The sequence below is a fragment of the Streptomyces sp. NPDC023573 genome (genome assembly GCF_055559735.1).
Genome location: NZ_JBVHKB010000015.1, coordinates 50743 through 70570, shown reverse-complemented (window position 1 = coordinate 70570; position 19828 = coordinate 50743). Strand labels below are relative to the sequence as shown.

General features: G+C 72.5%; 16 protein-coding genes. 8 read left to right on the top strand and 8 right to left on the bottom strand.

The window, feature by feature from the left end; genetic code table 11:
• Positions 1 to 28: 28 nt before the first annotated feature.
• Both ACZ32T_RS33640 and ACZ32T_RS33635 read right to left on the bottom strand, forming a co-directional pair.
• A complete protein-coding gene (locus tag ACZ32T_RS33640) occupies positions 29 to 1360 on the bottom strand; it encodes a serine hydrolase domain-containing protein (protein WP_467270805.1) in 1332 nt (443 codons plus the stop codon).
• A 397-nt stretch (positions 1361 to 1757) separates the two neighbouring features.
• Positions 1758 to 2804, bottom strand: a complete 1047-nt coding sequence (locus ACZ32T_RS33635) for a DUF3533 domain-containing protein (RefSeq protein WP_467270807.1) — start codon at positions 2802 to 2804, stop codon at positions 1758 to 1760.
• A gap of 156 nt (positions 2805 to 2960) precedes the next feature.
• On the opposite strand from ACZ32T_RS33635, the gene ACZ32T_RS33630 reads away from it, so the two are divergent.
• From ACZ32T_RS33630 to ACZ32T_RS33620, 3 genes are all read left to right on the top strand, one after another.
• Positions 2961 to 6419, top strand: a complete 3459-nt coding sequence (locus ACZ32T_RS33630) for a DNA polymerase III subunit alpha (protein WP_467371191.1) — start codon at positions 2961 to 2963, stop codon at positions 6417 to 6419.
• Positions 6416 to 7414 (top strand): DNA polymerase Y family protein, encoded by a 999-nt coding sequence (locus ACZ32T_RS33625; protein ID WP_467371189.1) that lies wholly within the window; start codon positions 6416 to 6418, stop codon positions 7412 to 7414. The genes ACZ32T_RS33630 and ACZ32T_RS33625 overlap by 4 nt, the downstream gene beginning before the upstream one ends.
• 165 nt (positions 7415 to 7579) lie before the next feature.
• Positions 7580 to 8464, top strand: coding sequence for an esterase/lipase family protein (locus ACZ32T_RS33620; protein ID WP_467371187.1), 885 nt, complete (start codon positions 7580 to 7582; stop codon positions 8462 to 8464).
• A 51-nt stretch (positions 8465 to 8515) separates the two neighbouring features.
• Here the strand turns inward: ACZ32T_RS33620 and ACZ32T_RS33615 are convergent, their stop codons facing one another.
• The 3 genes from ACZ32T_RS33615 to ACZ32T_RS33605 form a co-directional block, all read right to left on the bottom strand.
• Positions 8516 to 9547, bottom strand: coding sequence for a lytic polysaccharide monooxygenase auxiliary activity family 9 protein (locus ACZ32T_RS33615; RefSeq protein WP_467371185.1), 1032 nt, complete (start codon positions 9545 to 9547; stop codon positions 8516 to 8518).
• A 197-nt stretch (positions 9548 to 9744) separates the two neighbouring features.
• Positions 9745 to 11319, bottom strand: coding sequence for an alkaline phosphatase D family protein (locus ACZ32T_RS33610; protein WP_467270817.1), 1575 nt, complete (start codon positions 11317 to 11319; stop codon positions 9745 to 9747).
• 138 nt (positions 11320 to 11457) lie between these two features.
• Positions 11458 to 12198: a response regulator gene (locus ACZ32T_RS33605; protein ID WP_467270818.1), complete on the bottom strand. Its 741-nt coding sequence runs from the start codon at positions 12196 to 12198 to the stop codon at positions 11458 to 11460.
• A gap of 90 nt (positions 12199 to 12288) precedes the next feature.
• On the opposite strand from ACZ32T_RS33605, the gene ACZ32T_RS33600 reads away from it, so the two are divergent.
• From ACZ32T_RS33600 to ACZ32T_RS33585, 4 genes are read left to right on the top strand one after another with little or no spacing between them, the layout of a single operon-like run.
• Positions 12289 to 13272 carry a Bug family tripartite tricarboxylate transporter substrate binding protein gene (locus tag ACZ32T_RS33600; protein WP_467270820.1) on the top strand — a complete coding sequence of 328 codons (984 nt, stop codon included), beginning with the start codon at positions 12289 to 12291 and terminating at the stop codon, positions 13270 to 13272.
• A complete protein-coding gene (locus ACZ32T_RS33595; RefSeq protein WP_467371182.1) occupies positions 13269 to 13799 on the top strand; it encodes a tripartite tricarboxylate transporter TctB family protein in 531 nt (176 codons plus the stop codon). Before ACZ32T_RS33600 ends, ACZ32T_RS33595 begins: the two co-directional genes overlap by 4 nt.
• Before the next feature lie 3 nt (positions 13800 to 13802).
• A complete protein-coding gene (locus ACZ32T_RS33590) occupies positions 13803 to 15290 on the top strand; it encodes a tripartite tricarboxylate transporter permease (protein ID WP_467270824.1) in 1488 nt (495 codons plus the stop codon).
• 33 nt (positions 15291 to 15323) lie between these two features.
• Entirely contained in the window at positions 15324 to 16802 is a 1479-nt protein-coding gene (locus ACZ32T_RS33585) for a methyltransferase domain-containing protein (protein ID WP_467270826.1), read from the top strand.
• Between the two features lie 56 nt (positions 16803 to 16858).
• Here ACZ32T_RS33585 and ACZ32T_RS33580 read toward each other — a convergent pair whose 3' ends face one another.
• A complete protein-coding gene (locus tag ACZ32T_RS33580; RefSeq protein ID WP_467371180.1) occupies positions 16859 to 17368 on the bottom strand; it encodes a ribonuclease FAU-1 family protein in 510 nt (169 codons plus the stop codon).
• On the bottom strand, positions 17349 to 18269 hold the full coding sequence (locus tag ACZ32T_RS33575) for a GNAT family N-acetyltransferase (RefSeq protein WP_467270830.1): 921 nt from the start codon (positions 18267 to 18269) through the stop codon (positions 17349 to 17351). The genes ACZ32T_RS33580 and ACZ32T_RS33575 overlap by 20 nt, the downstream gene beginning before the upstream one ends.
• Positions 18270 to 18338: 69 nt before the next feature.
• On the opposite strand from ACZ32T_RS33575, the gene ACZ32T_RS33570 reads away from it, so the two are divergent.
• Positions 18339 to 18713, top strand: a complete 375-nt coding sequence (locus tag ACZ32T_RS33570; RefSeq protein WP_467371178.1) for a GntR family transcriptional regulator — start codon at positions 18339 to 18341, stop codon at positions 18711 to 18713.
• A gap of 7 nt (positions 18714 to 18720) precedes the next feature.
• Here the strand turns inward: ACZ32T_RS33570 and ACZ32T_RS33565 are convergent, their stop codons facing one another.
• Positions 18721 to 19824, bottom strand: coding sequence for a DUF5925 domain-containing protein (locus tag ACZ32T_RS33565; protein ID WP_467270834.1), 1104 nt, complete (start codon positions 19822 to 19824; stop codon positions 18721 to 18723).
• Between the last annotated feature and the right edge of the window lie 4 nt (positions 19825 to 19828).

Here is a 19828-nt window from a genome sequence, read left to right as displayed (position 1 = left end):
GGCTCGTCCGCTCGAAGGCGGTGAGGCGCTACCTCACCGTCCGCAGCAGCTCGGGTGCGACCGGACGCCGGGGCACAGGAGACGTGCCGGGGGCCCGGTCGACGGGGGCGCCGCTCAGCGCTCCGTCCATGTATCCGAACAGTGCCTCGCCGATCGGGTCCGGCAACGGCGTGCCGTCCTCGCCGAACCGCTCGTACTTCATCAGGTTGTAGCCGATCGCGGCCTGGCGGCGTCCGTCCTCCGTGGACAGCGCCCAGGTCCCGGCCCCGAACACGCCACCGTCGTGACCCCAGTGCCAGCCGCTGCTCGGCATCTTGAGCGCGGACAGACCGAGGCCGTACCGCACCGCCACCTCCTGGCCCGGTGCCGGCTCGTAGGCGGGAACCGTCGTCTTCATCTCCCGCAGCTCCGCCGCGCCGAGCAGCTTCCCGCTCAGGAGCAGGCGGTAGAAGTCGTTGAGGTCGCTCGTCGTGGAGACCATCGCACCGGCCGTGCCGGCCCAGGACATGTCGTAGACGCTGTAGTCGCGCGCCGGCTCGATGGTCCCGTAGAACGACTCGTACATCTTGGCGTGCGGCCCCGATATGCGGGCGGAGCGCGGGAAGTACGTGTGCCGCAGCCCGGCCTTGCGGATGACGTTCCTGGTGATGTACGACTCCGCGTCCTGGCCCGTGACCTTCTCCAGCAGCAGACCGGCGATGATGTAGTTGGTGTTCGCGTACGAGTGCGTGCCACGCGGCGCCTGCGGCTCGGCGGCAAGGCCGAGGCGGACCAACTCCTCCGGGGCCATCCTGCGGAACCGGCCCTCGTCCAGGGCCTGTCCCGGGTCCGTCACCAGCTTGGGGAAGGCGGACAGTATGTAGTCCGCGATGCCGCTCGTGTGGTTGAGCAGCATCCGCACCGTCACCTCCCGGCCCCGTTCGCCCGGCACCAGTTCCGGAAGGTAGTCGCCGACCGGGGCGTCCAGGTCCATTCGGCCCTCGGCCACCTGCTGGAGGACGGCCACCGAGGTGAAGGTCTTGGTGATGCTGCCGATCCGGTGCTCGAAGTCCGGGCGCATCGGCCGCCCGCTGTCGATGTCGGCGACGCCTGTCGCTCCGCGCCACTGCTCGGAGCCGTCCCTGACCGATGAGTAGGCCCCGTACATCCCCGCCCGGTGGAAGGCCTCCAGGGAGGCGCGGAGTGCCTGCCGGTCGAGGCCGGACGTGACCGGGGCGGACGCGATGGCGGCGGCCGGCGGTGGGGGAGCCGCCCCGGCCGGAAGCGCACCGACCGCGAGCGACAGCAGCGCCGCCGATGCCACGGCGGCCAGGCGCGGTCCCCGGCGGCAGGGGCGGTAGGGCGGTCGGGCGTCAGGCATGGTCGGATCCCGTCTCGTCAGGTGTGTGTGGCAGGGCTCCCCATCCTCTGCGCGTCACACCGGTCATCCATCCTCCCTGGGAACGACCTGGTACACGGGAAGAGATGACGTTTGTCAGGTGTCGGCCTGCCCGGAGCGGGATCTCGGGGTCGGGGCGGTGCGGAGACGCCGAGATCCGGACGCATGGACAGTTGCATCGCCGTGATCGCCTCCCACATCCGGATCAGGAAGGTGCGGGCCTCCTGCCGCCGGCAGGGCGCCGGCCACCCCCTGATGTCGGTGCGGCCCGAGCCGTCCCGGAACAGGTGGCCGGCTTCGGTGGGGGAACACACTTGAGCGTCAGGGGCAGGCCGTCAAGACCGTCGCCCGAGGGAGGACGCCGGACGAGGACGCGTGGTCAGCCGGGACGCGAGCTGCCGCCCGCGGGGTCCGTCGCCGTCCGTGCCCCGTCCGTGTCCCGGCCGCGCATCGACAGGAGCAGGGTCAGGGCCGTGCCGACGACCGCCCAGGCGGAGAGCACCAGCAGGGGGCCGGTGACCGCGTTGCCCCTGAAGTACGCGATCGAGCGGGCCACCCAGGTACCCGCTCCCGGGGGGAGGGCGGGGCCGATCGCCCGCCAGAAGTCCGGCAGCATCGGCAGGGGGAAGGCGCCGCCGGCGCTCGGGTTGCCCGCGATCACGATGAGCAGGACGGCCAGGCCGATGCCGACGATGCCGGTGAGCGCCTCCAGGGCGAGCGTGATCATGCCGACCGCGAAGACGGTCAGGGCGCCCAGGCCGGAAAGGGCCCACACGCTGCCCGGGAGCGCGCCGAGGACCGGGCCGATGATGACCGCGCCGCCGATGCCGCCCGCGATCGAGTACAGCGCCATGACCGCGGTGCGGATCACCGCGCGCTGCCGGTTGGCCGGCTTGGTGCCCGCGCTGATCGCCAGGATCGAGGCGCAGAGGTAGCCGCCCACGCACCAGCCCACGACCAGGTAGAACGACGAGAGGCCGTCGAAGTCGTCCGGGGAGGCGGGTGCCACGTCCTCGGCCCGTACGGTGCGCTGCCGGGGCGCCTCCGCCTCCTTGATGATCTTGGTGAGTGAGGTGGCCAGCACGGTGCCGCCCCCGGACGCGACGAGCACGGTGTCCGTCGTCCCGGTGGGGCTGACGATCAGGGCGCCGTCGATCTCGCGGTTCTGGATCTGCCGGCGGGCCTCGCCCTCGTCGGCGACCGCGCGCGGGTCGAGCGGGTCGCCCGGCAGATCACCCAGCTGGGTGACGAGCTGCCCGGACACCTGCTGCGGGGCGACGACTCCGAAGGGGACCTCCGTCGGGTCGGGCCGGTGCAGCGCGCCGACGTACGAGGCGATGAACAGCAGCTGCAGTGCCAGGACACCGACAACCAGTAGCGCGGCCCGTGTGGTGACGGCGCTCTTCACCTCGTCAGCGAAAGTCATGCACCCACGGTCCGGGGAGTCCGGCGTTCGCGCAGGCGGGGGCAGGCCGAATGGCGGAGAGGTGACCCCGCGCCCGGTTATCGTACGAACGTTCGAAACTTGGTCTATGGTGGAGAGCGAGGGGGTGGTGAGTACGGATCGGTCCAGGAGGTGCGGATGCCCGGGTTCACGCATCTGCATACCGTTTCCGGGTTCTCCCTGCGGTACGGGGCATCGCACCCGGAGCGGCTGGCAGAGCGTGCCGTCGAGCGGGGGATGGACGCCCTCGCGCTGACCGACCGCGACAGTCTCGCGGGTGCGGTCCGCTTCGCCAGGGCCTGCGAGAAGGCCGGGATACGTCCGCTCTTCGGGGCGGAGCTCGCGGTGGCGCCGCAGACCGGCGGAGGAGGGCGTACGCACCGACCGCGCACGCCGGTCCGCGGAGGCGCCTTTGTCGATGAATCCGCACCCCGGGTCACCTTCCTCGCCCGGGACGGCGCCCGTGGCTGGGCCGAGCTGTGCCGGCTGGTCACCGCCGCCCACGCCCCCGGTGCCGGGGACCCGGACGCCGGGCAGCCCCTGGTCGGCCGGGACGCGCTGCCCGCCGAAGGGCTCACCGTGCTGCTCGGCCCCGCCTCCGAGGTGGGCGCCGCGCTGGCCGCGGGCCGGCCCGACCGGGCCGCCGCGCTGCTCGCCCCCTGGCGGGAGATCTACGGAGACGCCCTGCGCCTCGAAGCCGTCCACCACGGCCGCGAGGGCACCGGCCCGGGATCGCTGCGGCTCGCCGCCCGTACCGTCGGCTTCGCCGCCGAGCAGGGGGTGCGGGCCGTCCTGACCAACGCCGTCCGCTACGCCGACCCCGGGCAGGGCCCCGTCGCCGACGTGCTCGACTCGGCCCGCCGGCTCGTCCCCGTCGACCCGCGGCGCTCGCCCCTCGACAGCGGGGAGCGCTGGCTCAAGGACGCCGGCGCGATGCGGGAGACCGCCGAGCGGATCGCCTCCGCCGCGGGGCTCGGACGGGACGCGGGGCAGCGGCTGCTCGCGGAGACCCGGCACACCGCCGACGCCTGCCTCGTCGACCCGGCGGGCGACCTGGGTCTCGGCAGCGTCCACTTCCCCGAACCGCACCTCGTCGGCGCCGGCCGGCGCACCGCCCAGCGGGTGCTGGCCTCCCGCGCCGCCGCCGGCATGGTGCGGTACGGCTACGACCGCAGGCGCGACTACTGGGACCGGATGCACCACGAGCTGGACATCATCGCCCACCACGGTTTCGCCTCCTACTTCCTGACGGTCTCCCAGGTCGTCGAGGACGTGAAGGGGATGGGCATACGGGTCGCCGCACGCGGCTCCGGGGCCGGCTCCCTGGTCAACCACCTGCTCGGGATAGCCCACGCCGACCCGGTCGAACACGGACTGCTCATGGAGCGCTTCCTGTCCAAGCGGCGCTTCGTGCTGCCCGACATCGACATCGACGTCGAGTCGGCCCGCCGCCTGGACGTCTACCGCGCGATCATCGGGCGCTTCGGTGCCGAGCGGGTCGCGACCGTCTCCATGCCCGAGACCTACCGGGTGCGCCACGCCATCCGCGACGTCGGCGCCGCGCTCTCCATGGACCCGGCCGAGACCGACCGGCTCGCCAAGGCCTTCCCGCACATCCGGGCCAGGGACGCCCGCGCCGCGATGGAGGAGCTGCCCGAACTGCGCGCCGTGGCCGGGCGGAAGGAACAGTACGGCCGGCTCTGGGATCTGGTGGAATCACTGGACGCACTGCCGCGCGGCATCGCCATGCACCCGTGCGGGGTGCTCCTCTCGGACGACTCGCTGCTGCGGCGTACGCCGGTCATGCCCACCAGCGGCGAGGGTTTCCCGATGTCGCAGTTCGACAAGGACGACGTGGAGCACCTCGGGCTGCTCAAGCTCGACGTGCTCGGCGTGCGGATGCAGTCGGCGATGGCGCACGCGGTGACCGAGGTGAAGCGGGCCTCGGGACAGGAGGTCGACCTGGACGCCGTGGAGCAGGGCGACCCGGAGACCTACCGGCTGATCAGGAGCGCCGAGACGCTCGGCTGCTTCCAGATCGAGTCGCCGGGCCAGCGCGATCTGGTCGGCCGGCTCCAGCCCGCCACCTTCCACGACCTGGTGGTCGACATATCGCTGTTCCGGCCGGGGCCGGTCGCCGCCGACATGGTGCGGCCGTTCATCGAGGCCAGGCACGGCCGCGCACCCGTGCGGTATCCGCACCCCGACCTGGAGGAGGCGCTGCGCGACACCTACGGGGTGGTCGTCTTCCACGAGCAGATCATCGAGATGGTGAACGTCATGACCGGCTGCGGACGCGGCGAGGCCGACCGGGTGCGGCGCGGGCTCTCCGACCCCGAGTCGCAGGCCCGGATCAGGGTCTGGTTCGCACAGCGGGCGGCGCGCAGGAAGTACGACGCCGAGGTGATCGGCCGTGCCTGGGAGATCATCGAGGCGTTCGGGAGCTACGGCTTCTGCAAGGCGCACGCGGTCGCCTTCGCCGTGCCGACGTACCAGTCGGCCTGGCTCAAGGCGCACCACCCGGCGGCCTTCTACGCCGGGCTGCTCACGCACGACCCGGGGATGTACCCGAAGCGGCTGCTGCTCGCGGACGCGCGGCGGCGCGGGGTTCCGGTGCTGCCGCTGGACGTGAACCGGTCGGCGGCCGTCCATAGGATCGAACTGGTGTCTGGCGACAACGGTGACAAATGGGGATTGCGGCTGGCGCTCTCGGACGTCCACGGCATCAGCGAGGCCGAGGTCGCCCGGATCGAGGCCGGGCAGCCCTATGCCTCGCTGCTGGACTTCTGGCAGCGGGCCAGGCCCGGGAAACCGGCAGCCGAACGGCTGGCCCAGGTCGGCGCGCTGGACGCCTTCGGCGCCAACCGCCGGGACCTGCTGCTGCACCTGTCCGAGCTCCACCGCGCCCAGCGGAGCTCCGGTTCCGGCGCGGCGGGCGCCCAGCTCCCGCTCGGCGGCGGACACAGGACCGGAACCGTCGGACTGCCTGACCTCAACGACGCCGAACGTCTCAGCGCCGAGCTCGGCGTCCTCAGCATGGACGTGTCGCGCCACCTGATGGGTGATCACCACGCCTTCCTGAAGGAGCTCGGCGCGGTCTCCGCCCAGCGGCTGCGGGAGGCGGGGCACGGGGAGACCGTGCTGGTCGCGGGGGCCAAGGTCGCCACCCAGACCCCGCCGGTCCGCTCCGGGCGCCGGGTCATCTTCACCACCCTGGACGACGGGACGGGCCTGGTCGACCTGGCCTTCTTCGACGACAGCCACGCCGCCTGCGCGCACACCGTCTTCCACTCCTGGCTGCTGCTCGTGCGCGGTGTGGTCCAGCGGCGCGGCGCGCGCAGCATGAGCGTGGTCGGCTCGGCGGCCTGGAACCTGGCGGAGCTGGCCGAACTCCGCCGCACCGGCGGCCTCGACGCGGTCGCGGCACGGCTGGCGGAGGAGCCGGCCTCCGGCGAGGAGGAGGCACCCGACGACGGCCGCCGCATCCAGCTGCCGACCGGCTACGAGATGAACCCGTGGGCCGACCTCCAGCCAGCCGGTGAAGGGACGCCCACCGGAAGGAAACTGTGGCACCGGAGCCAGGGGAGCGCGGGATGAACGACCAGCCGGCCGTCCTGTGCCTGCGGTTCCGCCGGATCGGCGGCGGACTGCCGGACAGCGCGGGTTACGAGGGACTGCTCGCCCTCCTCGGGGCGTTCACCCCGGTCGTCGAGGCGGCCCCGCCCGGCGTCGCGCTCGCCGACGTCAGCGGCGCGCTGCGCTACTTCGGGCAGGACGCGGCGGGCCTTGCCTCCGTGATCCGGGTGCGGGCTCTCGCCCTGCACGGCGTGGACTGCGCGATCGGGGCGGCCGCCAACCCCATGCTGGCCAGGATGGCCGCACGGCAGGCGGCGCCCGGCACGACCTTCGTGGTGCCCCCCGGGGAGCACGCCGGCTTCCTCGCGTCCAGGCCCGCCGCCGCACTGGACGGCGTCGGGGCGGCGACCGCGCGCACCCTGTGCGGATACGGGCTCGACTCCATCGGCCGGATAGCCGCCGCGCCGCTCGCCACCCTGCAGCGGATCACCGGCGTACGGACCGGGCGCGAGCTGTGGGAGCGGGCCAACGGCATCGACCGTACGCGGGTCGTGCCGAACGCCGCCGCACGGTCGATCGCCGCCGAACGCTCCTTCCCCCGCGACGAGCTGGACCCGGAGCAGCACCGCCGCGCGCTCCTCTCGCTCACCGAGGAGCTGGGGGCCAGGCTGCGCGGCGACGGCCAGGTGTGCCGCTCGCTCGCGGTCTCCGTGCGCTACGCCGACCGGACCGGTTACGCGACGCTGACCCGCAGCCGTACGCTCACGGAGCCCACCGCGCACTCGGCGGCGCTCACCTCGCTCGCGTACCGGATCCAGGACTCGTTCGCCCTGCAGCGGGCGCGGGTGCGGGGGATCGGGCTGCGGGCGGAGGGGCTTCACGACGCGGAACGCGCCGCCCACCAGCTCACCTTCGACCCGGTGGACGAGCGGGCGCGGCGGATCGAGGCGGTGTCCGACAGGCTGCGGGCGAGGTTCGGTCCGGGGGCCGTGAAGCCGGGACGGCTCGCGGCCTGACCCGGGGCACCGGAATCTTTTTACCGACGCGTAACTTCCCCCACGGCCTTACCCGTGCGTAACTTGGCATGAGCACGCAAAGCCATGCCCACGCAGTACCACTGTGGTCCGGGCCGCAGGGCGCACCGACATCGCAACTCCCTTGAGCCGCAAGGAGACCACCCGATGCTGCCCCGGACCCGTGCCCGGCGCTCCCCACGCGCACGCCGCACCCTCGCCGCCCTGCTCCTCACCGTCGCCGCGCTCGTCGCCCCCACGGCGACCGCGACCGCGACGGAAGCCGCCGCTCCGTCCCGCGGATGGAACGACTACTCCTGCAAGCCCTCCGCAGCCCACCCCCGCCCGGTCGTCCTCGTCCACGGAACCTTCGGGAACTCGGTCGACAACTGGCTGGTCCTCGCGCCGTACCTCGTCAACCGGGGCTACTGCGTCTTCTCCCTCGACTACGGCCGGCTCCCGGGCGTGCCCTTCTTCAACGGCCTGGGTCCGATCGACACGTCGGCAGAACAGCTCGACGTGTTCGTCGACAAGGTGCTCGGCACCACCGGCGCGCCCGAGGCCGACCTCGTCGGACACTCCCAGGGCGGCATGATGCCCCGCTACTACCTGAAGTTCCTCGGCGGCGCCGACAAGGTGAACACACTCGTCGGGATCGCCCCCGACAACCACGGCACCACGCTTCTCGGCCTCACCCGGCTGCTGCCGTACTTCCCGGGCGCCGAGGACCTCCTCACGACGCACACCCCGGGCCTCGCCGACCAGATCGCCGGCTCCGCCTTCCTCGCGAAGCTCAACGCGGGCGGCGACACCGTGCCCGGGGTCCGCTACACCGTCATCGCGACCCGGTACGACGAAGTCGTGACCCCGTACCGCACGCAGTACCTGGACGGGCCGGACGTACGCAACGTCCTGCTCCAGGACCTGTGCCCGGTCGACCTGTCCGAGCACGTCACGATCGGGACCATCGACAGGATCGCCTTCCACGAGGTGGTGAACGCCCTCGACCCGGCGCACGCCACCCCGACCACCTGTGCCTCGGTCGTCGGCTGAGACACGGGACGTGCGGCGGGGCCCGGAGACAGGCCCCGCCGTCACCACCGGTCAGGCGCGGTGCGCGCCGCCCGAGGACCGGCGACGGACCGAGACGAACAGCGCGCTCGCCCCGAGGGCCAGCGCGGCGGCTCCGCCCATCGCGAGGTACGAGGTGCTGCTGCTGCCACCCGTCTCGGCGAGGGCCGTGTCCGCCGGGGCCGTGTCCGCCGGGGAGGCGGCGACGCTGTTCGGCTCGGGCGCGTTCGCCCCGGCGTCCTCGGCCGGGGCGGCCTCGGTGACCTCGGCGCCGGTCGAGGCGTCGTCGTCACCGTGGCCGCCGTGCTCGACGGACGACTGCTCCGCGCCCTTCTCGATCTCCTGCTCGGACGGGGCGGACGCGGCCGGCGCCGGCACGGCCGCGACGGAACCGCTGCCGGACTTCTCGCCGCCGAAGACCACGTCGGAGCAGGCGTAGAAGGCCTCGGGGGAGTCCGACCGCTGCCAGACCGTGTAGATCAACTGACGCCCGGACGCCTCCGGCACGGTGCCGTCGAAGACGTACGAACCGTCCTCCAGCGTCGGGTCGGTGGCCGTGGCGAACGGCTTCTCCTGGAGGTCCGACCACTTCAGGGGCTGCGCCGGGTCGTAGCCCGCCTTGGTCAGGTACAGCTCGAACGAGCCCTTGTGCGGAGCCGTCGCCCGGAACCGGAAGGTGTGGCTGCCCGCCTCCATGGGCGTGGACGGCCAGTCGGCGCGCGGCAGGTCGAGCCCCTTGAACTTGTCGTTGCCCGCGCTGCACAGCTTGCCGTCCGGGATCAGCTCACGGTGCTTGCCGGCGGCGTTGGCGATGTTCACGCCGTTCCAGTCGTACAGCGCCTGGGTCCCGCCCGCCGCGACCGCCGCCTGGCAGGCCGCCGACCGCGGGCTCTCCGGCCCCTCCGCGAAACAGGCCGAGACCCGGCTGACCGGATCGCTCAGCGAACCGTGGGCGGCCGCCGGGGCGGCGGACAGACCGGTCAGCGCGAGCGGTGCGACGCCGAGCGCGACGACGGCTCCGGCGGCCCTCTTCGTCCGACGGCGGGCGGTGGTGATGACGGCCATGGTGGTGGTTCTCCTTCGGCGGCACGGCTGGTTGCCCAGCAAACTAGCCGCCGTCAGGAGGGCAAAAGCCCCAGGTGGCGCCCCTTATGCCGCCCTTAAGCTCTCCCTAATGGAGGAAACAGGTCGATGGGAAGTCACGGACGCACATCCGGGCGGAATGCCCGAATCAGGCGTCCGTGACTTCCCACCGGCCTAAGTCAGACCTGGACGCCCGGGGTGCCGTCCTCCACGACCACGCTCGCGCGGGTGCTGATCGTGGCGTCCGGCTTCGTCACGAAGGGCAGGACGCGGAAGTCGCTCGTCCAGCGGTCCCGGTCCACCGTGACGCGGACGTAGCCGCGCTGGCTGTTGAAGAACTTCATGTGCGGGTTCGCCGCGAGGAAGGTCTCGCCCTGAGCCGTCATGTCCGCGCCGTCACCACCGCTGGTGATCGAGGTGCCCACGAACTCCGAGCCGACGGTCGCCGACTCCGGGTCGGCGTAGTCGCGCTTGAGGTCCCAGGCGTAGTTCTGGTGGCGGTCACCCGTGATCACGACCAGGTTGCGCACCCCGCGGGTGTCCGCCTCCGCGAGGAGCCGGTTGCGCTCGGCGACGTAACCGTCCCACGGGTCCATGAAGACGTTCGTGGCCTCGCCCGGGTCCTGGTCGGTCTGGCCCATCGGGGCCTGGTTGCCGAGGATCTGCCAGCGCGCCCGCGAGCGGCTGAAGCCCTTGAGCACCCAGTCCCGCTGCCGGGCCCCGAGCAGGGTCCGGTCCGTGTCGAAGCGGTCGGCGCAGTCGGCCGACGAACCGTCGCCGCACGGCTGGTCGTCGCGGTACTGGCGGGTGTCGAGCATGGTGAAGTCGGCCAGCCGGCCGTAGGAGAGCCTGCGGTACATCTGTACGTCGGGGCCCTTCGGCAACTGGGGCCGGCGCAGCGGCGCGTGCTCGTACAGGGCCTGGAAGGCGTCGGTCCTGCGCTGCAGGAACGTCTTCGGGTCCTGGTTGTTCTCGGAGGTCTCGTCCGCCCAGTTGTTCTCCACCTCGTGGTCGTCGAACGTCATGATCCACGGGAAGTTGGCGTGCGCCTCGCGCAGTGGGGCCTCGGACTTGTAGAGGCCGTACTGGAGGCGGTAGCGGGCGAGGTCGAGGGTCTCCGTGTGGAACTTCGGATCGGTCGTCACGCCGCGCTTGTTCGTCTTCACGCCGTACTCGTAGAGGTAGTCGCCGAGGTGCACCACCAGGTCCAGGTCCTCCCGCGCCATGTGGTGGTACGCCGTGAAGTAGCCGTCCTGCCAGGCCTGGCAGGAGGCGAAGGCGAACTTCAGTCCGCGCGGGTTGTCCGAGGGGGCCGGAGTGGTGCGCGTACGGCCCACGGGGGAGATCGCGGAGCCGGCCTTGAAGCGGAACCAGTACGTGCGGTCGGGGGCGAGCCCGTGCACCTCCGGGTGGACGGAGTGCGCCAGTTCGGGACTCGCGACGACGCTGCCCCGGCGTACGACCCGGCGGAACCGCTCGTCGAGCGACACCTCGTAGTGCACACGGACCGGCTTCGCGGGCATGCCGCCGAGACCGTCCTGCGCGAAGGGTTCGGGAGCCAGGCGGGTCCAGAGCACGACGCCGTCCGACGTGGGGTCGCCCGAGGCGACACCCAGGGTGAACGGGTCACCCTTCAGGGCGGGCGCGGCGAACGCGGACTGCGCCTCCCACGCCCCCGTCCCGAGCATCAGCGCGGCGGCTGCCGCCCCGCCGAATCCGAACATCTGCCTGCGGGACACGGAATTCGCGACCACGGGTTACGCCCTCCTCGGTTGATCTGCGCCAACCTCGGACACGCTGCCGGGAATTGATGTCATGCTCACACGCAGCGCATGGCCGGGGGCCGAGCGTTACGTGAACAGGGCAGCGAAATGCCCTCGGAGGGGAGCGGCTCAGGACACCGCGCGGTAGCGGCGCTCCGGCCGGCCCGTCCCGCCGTAGCGCAGCGACACCTCGGCCCGGCCGGTCTCCGCGAAGTACTCCAGGTAACGTCGCGCGCTGACCCGCGAGAGGGCACCCGCCTCGGCGCACTCCGAGGCCGACAGTCCGCCCGGATGCTCACGCAGGACGCGTTCGACCAGGTCCGCGGTGTGGGCCGCCAGGCCCTTGGGGAGCTCACGTGAGCCCGGCGGACGGGTGCCGAAGATACGGTCCACATCCTCCTGGCGGGCTTCCTGGCGTGCCTCGTCCAGCGCGTCGAGGCGGTTGCGCAGCGAGGCCACGTGCTGCAGCTGCTCCTGGAGGGCGGAGCGGTGGAACGGCTTGATCAGATAGTGCAGGGCGCCCGCCCGCAGCGCCGCCCTGACCACTCCGGCATCGCGGGCGGCGGTGATGAAGAGGGCGTCCGCGCTGTGGGCGTCGCCGTCCCGCTCCTCCGCCGCGCGCAGCTCCCGCAGGACCTGTATCCCGTCCATGTCGGGCAGGTAGATGTCGAGCAGGACCAGGTCAGGGCGTGTTCTGCGGGCCGTCCGCAGGGCCTCGGCGCCCGTGTGGGCCACGCCGACGACCGTAAAACCGTCCAATGCGGACACATACCGGCTGTGCAGCTTCGCGACCATGAAGTCGTCGTCCACCACCAGCACTTTCGTCACGCGGCCACGGTAGGGCGCGACCACAACGACCACAACGTCCATTGGTTCCGGAAAGGCGACAGGTCGTTAACGCGCAGGCAACATGTGGGCCACCTCACACGCTTGCACGTACGGCTCGAAAGGCGGCATCCGGTGCGACTGCGCACTCCACTCGCCCTGTTCGGGGCAGCGCTGCTGGTACTCGTCGGGCCGCCGCTGCTGTCCACCGGCAGCGGTTCCGACACCGGCACGCAGATCCCCGGACTGCGCTTCATGGTCCCCAACACACCCGGCGGCGGTTACGACATCACGGCGCGCACCGCGGCGAAGAACGCCGAGGACGCGGGGCTCACCCACGGCATCGAGGTGTTCAACCTGCCCGGCGCGGGCGGCACCGTCGGTGTGACCCGGCTCGCCGCCGAGCACGGCAACGGCAAGCTCGCCATGTCCATGGGCCTCGGTGTCGTGGGCGCCGTGCACACCAACAAGTCGCCCAAGACCCTGGGTGACACGACTCCGATCGCCCGGCTCACCGAGGAGCAGGACATCGTCGTCGTCGCCAAGGACTCCCCGTACAGGACGATCGACCAGCTGCTCACCGCCTGGAAGAAGGACCCGGGGAAGATCCCCGTCGGCGGCGGCTCCTCGCCCGGCGGGCCCGACCACCTGGCGCCGATGCTGATGGCGAAGGCCGCCGGGATCGCACCCCGGCAGGTCAACTACATCCCGTTCGACGGCGGCGGCGAACTGCTCGCCTCGATCCTCGGCAACAAGGTCGGCTTCGGTGTCTCCGGCGTCGGCGAGTACCTGGACCAGATCGAGGCCGGTGAGCTGCGGCTGCTCGCCGTCACCGGTCCGAAGCGGGTCCCGGGTCTCGACGCGCCCACCCTCCGCGAGGCCGGTCTCGACACCGACTTCACCAACTGGCGCGGCATCGTCGCCCCGCCCGGACTCTCCGAGGCCGAGCGCGACAAGCTGATCGGTCTGGTCAGCGAGCTGCACGACTCGAAGCAGTGGCGGGACTCCATGAAGAAGAACGGCTGGGACGACGCCTTCCTCGCCGGTGACGCCTTCGGTGACTTCCTGGACGCCCAGGACCGCCGCGTCGCCACCGTCCTCAAGGAGCTGGGACTGTGAGCGACGAGAACACTCCCGCCCGGCCCGCCACCGCGCGCGCCTGGCTGCGCGAACACTCCGAACTCGGCGTCTGCGTCCTGCTGCTCGTGCTAGGCGTCCTGGTCCTGACCGACGCCCTGACGATGAGCGTGGACATCACCCAGCGTGGACCCGTCGGACCCAGGACCGTCCCGGTCGCCGTCGGCATCGGGCTGCTGGCCGTCGCCGTGCTGCTGGCCGTCGACGTCCTGCGCGGCGGCCGCGGCGAGGCGGAGGCCGGCGAGGACGTCGACCTCGACGAACCCGCGGACCGGCGCACCGTCGCCCTGCTCACCGGCGTCTTCCTCGCCTTCGCCGTCCTCATCGGCCCGCTGGGCTTCCCGATCTCCGGCGCCCTCCTCTTCTGGGGCTCCGCCTACGCGCTGGGCAGCCGCCACCTCGACCGCGATCCGCTCATCGCCGCCGGGCTCGCCCTGGTGACCTACTTCGTCTTCGACAACCTGCTCGGGGTGCCCCTCCCGGGCGGCCCGCTGATGGGGGTGCTCTGACCGATGGATTCCCTCAACTCCCTCATCGACGGCTTCGGCACGGCGCTCACGCCGGTCAACCTGCTCTGGGCCGCGCTCGGCGTCCTCCTCGGCACGGCCATCGGGGTGCTCCCCGGCATCGGCCCCGCCATGGCCGTGGCACTGCTGCTGCCGGTGACGTACGGACTCGAACCGACCGGCGCCTTCATCATGTTCGCCGGGATCTACTACGGCGCGATGTTCGGCGGCTCCACCACCTCGATCCTCCTCAACACCCCGGGGGAGAGCGCGGCCGTGGTCGCCGCTATCGAGGGCAACCCGATGGCGAAGGCCGGCCGGGGCGCCCAGGCGCTCGCCGCCGCGGCCATCGGTCACTTCGCCGGCGGCATGATCGGCACCATCCTGCTGGTCGTCCTCGCCCCGACCGTCGCCTCGCTCGCCGTCGACATCGGCGCCCCCGACTACTTCGCCATCATGGTGCTGGCCTTCATCGCGGTCACCTCCGTCCTCGGCTCCTCCCGGATCCGCGGCCTCGCGTCGCTCCTCATCGGCCTCACCATCGGCCTCGTCGGCCTGGACCAGATGACGGGCCAGCAGCGTCTCACCTTCGGCTCGCTCCAACTGGCCGACGGCGTCGACGTGGTGATCGTGGCCGTCGGCCTCTTCGCCATCGGGGAGGCCCTCTGGGTCGCCGCCCACCTGCGCCGCACCAGCGGGAAGCCGATCCCCGTCGGCCGCCCCTGGCTGGGCAGGTCCGACGTACGGCGCACCTGGAAGTCGTGGCTGCGCGGGCCCCTCATCGGCTTCCCGTTCGGCGCGATCCCCGCGGGTGGCGCGGAGATCCCCACCTTCCTCTCGTACGTCACCGAGAAGCGGCTCTCCAAGCACCGTGAGGAATTCGGCAAGGGCGCCATCGAAGGCGTCGCCGGACCGGAGTCGGCGGCCTCCGCCTCCGCCGCGGGCACCCTGGTCTCCATGCTCACGCTCGGCCTGCCCACCACGGCCGTCGCCGCCGTCATGCTGGCCGCCTTCCAGCAGTACGGCATCCAGCCCGGCCCGCTCCTGTTCGAACGCGAACCCGAGCTGGTCTGGGGCCTGATCGCCTCCCTCTTCGTCGGCATGGTGCTGCTGCTCGCGCTGAACCTGCCCCTCGCGCCGCTCTGGGCGAAGCTGCTGCGGATCCCGCGCCCCTACCTCTACGCGGGCATCCTGTTCTTCGCCGCGGTCGGGGCGTACGCGGTCGGCGGGGAGGCCGTCGACCTGGTGATCCTGCTGGTGATCGGGCTGATCGGCTTCGGGATGCGGCGGTACGGCCTGCCGGTCCTCCCCGCGATCATCGCGGTCATCCTCGGCCCGTCCGCCGAACAGCAGCTGCGGCGCGCCCTCCAGATCAGTGACGGCAGCGTGACCGGGCTCGTCAACACCCCGTTCTCCGTGACGGTCTACGTCGTCGTCGCGCTGATCCTGGCCTGGCCGCTGGTGAGGAAGGCGCCGGCGCGGAACCGGGGCTGAGGGAATGTCGGCGGCGGCTGAGAGGATCGGGGCATGACCACGATCGACTGGGACGACGCCGCCGACTCCTTCGACGACGCACCCGACCACGGCCTCCACGACCCGGTGGTCCGCAGTGCCTGGGCGCGACGGATGGAGACCTGGCTGCCCACCGCACGCTCCGCGGTCCTCGATCTCGGATGCGGTACGGGCAGCCTGGCCCTGGTCGCCGCCGGCCAGGGGCACCGCGTCACCGCCGTCGACCGCTCGGCCCGGATGGTGGAGCGGGCGCGGGCCAAGCTGGCCGGGACGGGCACCGAGGTGTTCGTCGGCGACGCGGCGCACCCCCCGGTCGGCAAGCAGCGGTTCGACGTGATCCTCGCCCGGCACATCGTGTGGCTGCTGCCCGACCCGGCGGCCGTCCTGCGGCACTGGTTCACGCTGCTGCGGCCCGGCGGCCGGCTGGTGCTGATCGAGGGCGTGTGGGACGGCACCGGGATCTCCGCGGCCGACCTCACCGCGCTCCTCGCCGAGCACACGGAGCGGGTCCACCACGAGCCGCTGTCCGAGGACTCCCGGCTCTGGGGCAAGGAGGTCGACGACGACAGGTACGCCCTGGTGGCCCGCGCCGAGCCCCCGCACCGGCACACCGAGGTCGTCGACGTCCACCTCATCCTGCGCAGGGGCTCCGACGTGCTGCTCGCCCGGCGGGCCGGCACCGGCTATGCCGACGGGCTGCTCCACGCCCCCTCGGGTCACGCGGAGGACGGAGAGGACGTCCGGGCGGCGATGATCCGGGAGGCGGCGGAGGAGATCGGCGTCGAGCTGGACCCGGACGAGCTTCGGGTGGCCCTGGTCATGCAGCACAGGGGACCGGGCGGCAACCCCAGGATGGGCTGGTTCTTCGAGGCGGATCACGACCCCGCGCGCCCGCCCCGCAACGCGGAGCCGGACAAGTGCTCCGAGCTGGACTGGTTCCCCCTGGACGCGCTGCCCGACGACATGGTGGCGTACTGCCGTGCGGGGCTCGACGGGTACCGCGCGGAGCAGCGCTTCCTGATCCACTGGCACGAGGACGACGACACCGTCGCGTACGCCCCGCGGGGCGCCCGGCGCGCCGTCCCGCTGCCGGTCGCGGCGGCCCCCACCGGCCGGCTGCACCACGTCGAGCTGTGGGCGCCCGACCCGGCCGAGGCCGACGCGGAGTGGGGCTGGCTGCTCGGACGCCTCGGCCATGTCCCGTACCAGCGCTGGGCGTACGGCCGGAGCTGGCGGCGGGGCGACAGTTACGTGGTGGTCAGGCACACCCCCGACCTGCCCGGTGGTGGACACGGCACGGAGCGCCCCGGCATCGGCCGCCTGGCGTTCCACGTCCGGGACCGCGCAGCGCTCGACGCCCTGGTGGCAGAGGCTCCGGGACACGGCTGGCGGCCGCTGACGAGCGGCCTGCCTCCGTACGCCGACGAGAGCGGTCCCCACGCGGCCCGCCTGGTGGACACGGCGGGGCACGAGGTGGAGCTGGTCGCGCCCTGAGGTGCCGCCCGGCCGGCCTTCGAGGCCCGCTCGACCGAGGCCGAGGGTGCTCCGTCTCAGGCGAGCAGCCCCGCGATCCCCTCCGTGCGGGCCAGGTGGTCCAGCTCGTCCAGGGCCCGGACGGCGGCCTCCGCCGCCGGCGGGTCGCCGGCGGCCAGACCGCTCTCCTCGAACTCGTCCTCGTCCAGCCGCAGTACGGAGGATCCGTCCGCCGACACCCACAGGTCCAGGTCCAGGTCCTCGACCAGGAGTTCGGTGCCCCGCAGCACGGCGGGCCGGGTGATGTCGCAGTACCAGCCCTTCAGCAGCCCGCCCCCGGTGCGGACCTCCTTCACCGCGTACCACCGGTCACGCCAGTAGTGCTCGGTGAGGACATCGCCCGGCTCGAACCGTACGAAGCCGAAGTCACGGGCGTGCGGCGCCGCCCAGGGGGCCCGGACGGTGATGCGGGTGCCGTCGTCGCCGACGAGGTCCGCCGGGTAGCGGATCTTGGTGCTGCCCGCCTTGACCAGGTGGACGGACAGAGTGTTCTCGGACAGGTCGTTCTCAGGCGAGCCGGCGGACATGACGCACCTCCGTGGCGCAGATCTCGTAGCCGAACCAGCGGTTGACCGCCAGCATCGGACCGTTGTCGGCGTCGTTGCCCGTGTAGGCGTCCGTGTATCCGGCGGCCCGCGCCCGGTGCAGCGAGTCGCTCTTGGCGAGCTTCGCCAGCCCTCTGCCCCGGAAGGCGCGCAGGGTGCCGGTCATGGCCGACGAGTAGCGGGTGAGACCGTCGGTCATCGCCGCGCTGAACGCGGCGACCTGCCCGTCCACCGTCACGACGGTGGTGAGCGCGTGATCCAGCCCGGGCCGTCGCCAGGTCGTGGCCAGCCAGTCCTCGTAGTCGGAGAACTCCACCGGGACGTCACTCGGCTCGTCCGCCGTCGTCTGGGCGTCGGCCTCGAACAGCGGGCGCGGATCGTCCTCGAAATCGGCGGCCGTGAGCAGCTCCGCCCCGGCGGGGAGCTCCGGGAGCGGGGGCAGGGCGCCCTCCGCCAGACGGAGACGGAGGAAGTGCGCCGGTCTGCGCGCCGCGTAGCCGCGCCTCTCCGCGAACGCGCGGTTGCCCGGTTCGTCGAGTACCCAGGTGTAGACGTCGGTCGCGCCCACGTCCGTCAGATGCTCCTCGCCGGCCCGCGTCAGGAGCGCCCCCGCGCCCCGCCCCCTCCTGTCCGGACGCACATACGGATTGCAGAAACCCTGGCCCGGCTGCGGGCTCTCGTGGGAGACGCCCACCTGCGCCGTCCCGATCACCTCGCCGTCCTCCTCGGCGACCAGCAGCCGGTAGTGCCGGCCGGGGTGGGCCCGGGCCAGGTCGCTCAGGACCTGCTCCGGAGTCGTCACCATGCAGGGCAGCGCGGCACGCCGCACCTGTACCCAGGCCTCCGCGTCGGAGGGCCGGAAGTCACGCACCATCACCGTCATTCGCCGGACGGTAGCGGGCCGGCCCGCCCGGTCGCCTCCGATTTTCCGGCGGTGGGGGAGAATCGGCGCGTGACCCCGAAGATCGCCGTTGACCCGGACTCCGCCACCGCCCCGTACGAACAGCTGCGCGCCCAGCTGTCCGAACAGGCCCGCTCGGGTGCCCTGCCCGTGGGCTACCGCCTCCCGACCGTGCGCGGTCTCGCCGGGGAGCTGGGCCTCGCCGCCAACACCGTTGCGAAGGCCTACCGCGCGCTGGAGGGCGACGGGGTGATCGAGACACGGGGGCGCAACGGGACGTTCATCGCCGCCGCGGGCGACGCGGCGGCCCGCCACGCGTCGACGGCGGCGCAGGAGTACGCCGAGCAGGCCCGACGCCTCGGCCTCTCCAGGGCCGACGCGCTGGCCCTCGCCGAGGACGCCGTACGGGCGGCCTACACGCGCTGACGCCCGCTCACAGGTACAGCCCCGCGTCGGACCCCACGTCCTGCTTCGGCACGGACGCGGGGCCGCTGCCCCGCCGCAACGCGTACAGCTCGGCGAGCGTCGCGCCCTCGCGGCCGAGCCCTTCCTCCGTACCCAGCCAGGAGACCGACTCCGCGCGGGTCAGCGAACCCACCTCGATACGGGCGAGGCAGCGGCCCGGCCGTACGACGGCGGGGTGCAGGCGCTCCAGGTCCTCATTGGTCGTCACCCCCACCAGCACGTTGCGGCCCTGGCCCAGCAGGCCGTCCGTGAGGTTCAGCAGCCGGGACAGCGCCTGACCCGCCGTGTGCTTCGCCTCACCGCGGATCAGCTCGTCGCAGTCCTCCAGCAGCAGCAGCCGCCAGCGCCCCTTCGCCGAACCGTCGTCCTCCCCGATGGCGATGTCCATCAGATAGCCGACGTCGTTCAACAGCCGCTCCGGATCCAGGACGCAGTCGACCTGGCACCAGTCGCGCCAGGACCGGGCGAGGGTGCGCAGCGCCGAGGTCTTGCCGGTGCCCGGAGGGCCGTGCAGCAGGAGCAGCCGGCCGGAGATGTCGTCCGGGGTGACCTTCATCAGCCGGTCCATCGCATCGGCCACCGGGGCCGTGTAGTTGGACCGGACCTCGTCCCACGTGCCGGCGGCGATCTGCCGGGTGGTGCGGTGCGGGCCACGGCGCGGGGACACGTACCAGAAGCCCATGGTCACGTTCTCGGGCTGCGGCTCCGGCTCGTCCTGGGCCCCGTCGGTCGCCTCGGACAGGACCTTCCGGGCCAGCTCGGCGGTGGTGGCGGTGACCGTGACGTCGGCTCCCCGGTTCCACCGTGAGATCAGCATCGTCCACCCGTCGCCCTCGGCGAGGGTCGCGCTGCGGTCGTCGTCACGGGCCGACCTCAGCACCTCGGCGGCGGCGGGCAGCAGGGTCGCCCCCGACCTGACGCGCTCGAGGGAGGAGCTGTGGGAGTACGGCTGCTCGCCTGTCGCGAAGCGGCCCAGGAACAGCGCGTCCACGACGTCGGACGGCGAGTCGCTGTCGTCGACGTTGATCCGGATCGGCAGGGCGGACTCGGGGTTGGCAGACATGGCGCCCATGATC

Excerpts from the sequence above, each read along its gene's own strand:
- ACZ32T_RS33640 (WP_467270805.1), bottom strand. The coding sequence starts at position 1,360 with ATGCCTGACGCCCGACCGCCCTACCGCCCCTGCCGCCGGGGACCGCGC.
- ACZ32T_RS33635 (WP_467270807.1), bottom strand. The coding sequence starts at position 2,804 with ATGACTTTCGCTGACGAGGTGAAGAGCGCCGTCACCACACGGGCCGCG.
- ACZ32T_RS33630 (WP_467371191.1), top strand. The coding sequence starts at position 2,961 with ATGCCCGGGTTCACGCATCTGCATACCGTTTCCGGGTTCTCCCTGCGG.
- ACZ32T_RS33625 (WP_467371189.1), top strand. The coding sequence starts at position 6,416 with ATGAACGACCAGCCGGCCGTCCTGTGCCTGCGGTTCCGCCGGATCGGC.
- ACZ32T_RS33620 (WP_467371187.1), top strand. The coding sequence starts at position 7,580 with ATGCTGCCCCGGACCCGTGCCCGGCGCTCCCCACGCGCACGCCGCACC.
- ACZ32T_RS33615 (WP_467371185.1), bottom strand. The coding sequence starts at position 9,547 with ATGGCCGTCATCACCACCGCCCGCCGTCGGACGAAGAGGGCCGCCGGA.
- ACZ32T_RS33605 (WP_467270818.1), bottom strand. The coding sequence starts at position 12,198 with ATGGACGTTGTGGTCGTTGTGGTCGCGCCCTACCGTGGCCGCGTGACG.
- ACZ32T_RS33590 (WP_467270824.1), top strand. The coding sequence starts at position 13,803 with ATGGATTCCCTCAACTCCCTCATCGACGGCTTCGGCACGGCGCTCACG.
- ACZ32T_RS33585 (WP_467270826.1), top strand. The coding sequence starts at position 15,324 with ATGACCACGATCGACTGGGACGACGCCGCCGACTCCTTCGACGACGCA.
- ACZ32T_RS33580 (WP_467371180.1), bottom strand. The coding sequence starts at position 17,368 with ATGTCCGCCGGCTCGCCTGAGAACGACCTGTCCGAGAACACTCTGTCC.
- ACZ32T_RS33575 (WP_467270830.1), bottom strand. The coding sequence starts at position 18,269 with ATGACGGTGATGGTGCGTGACTTCCGGCCCTCCGACGCGGAGGCCTGG.
- ACZ32T_RS33565 (WP_467270834.1), bottom strand. The coding sequence starts at position 19,824 with ATGGGCGCCATGTCTGCCAACCCCGAGTCCGCCCTGCCGATCCGGATC.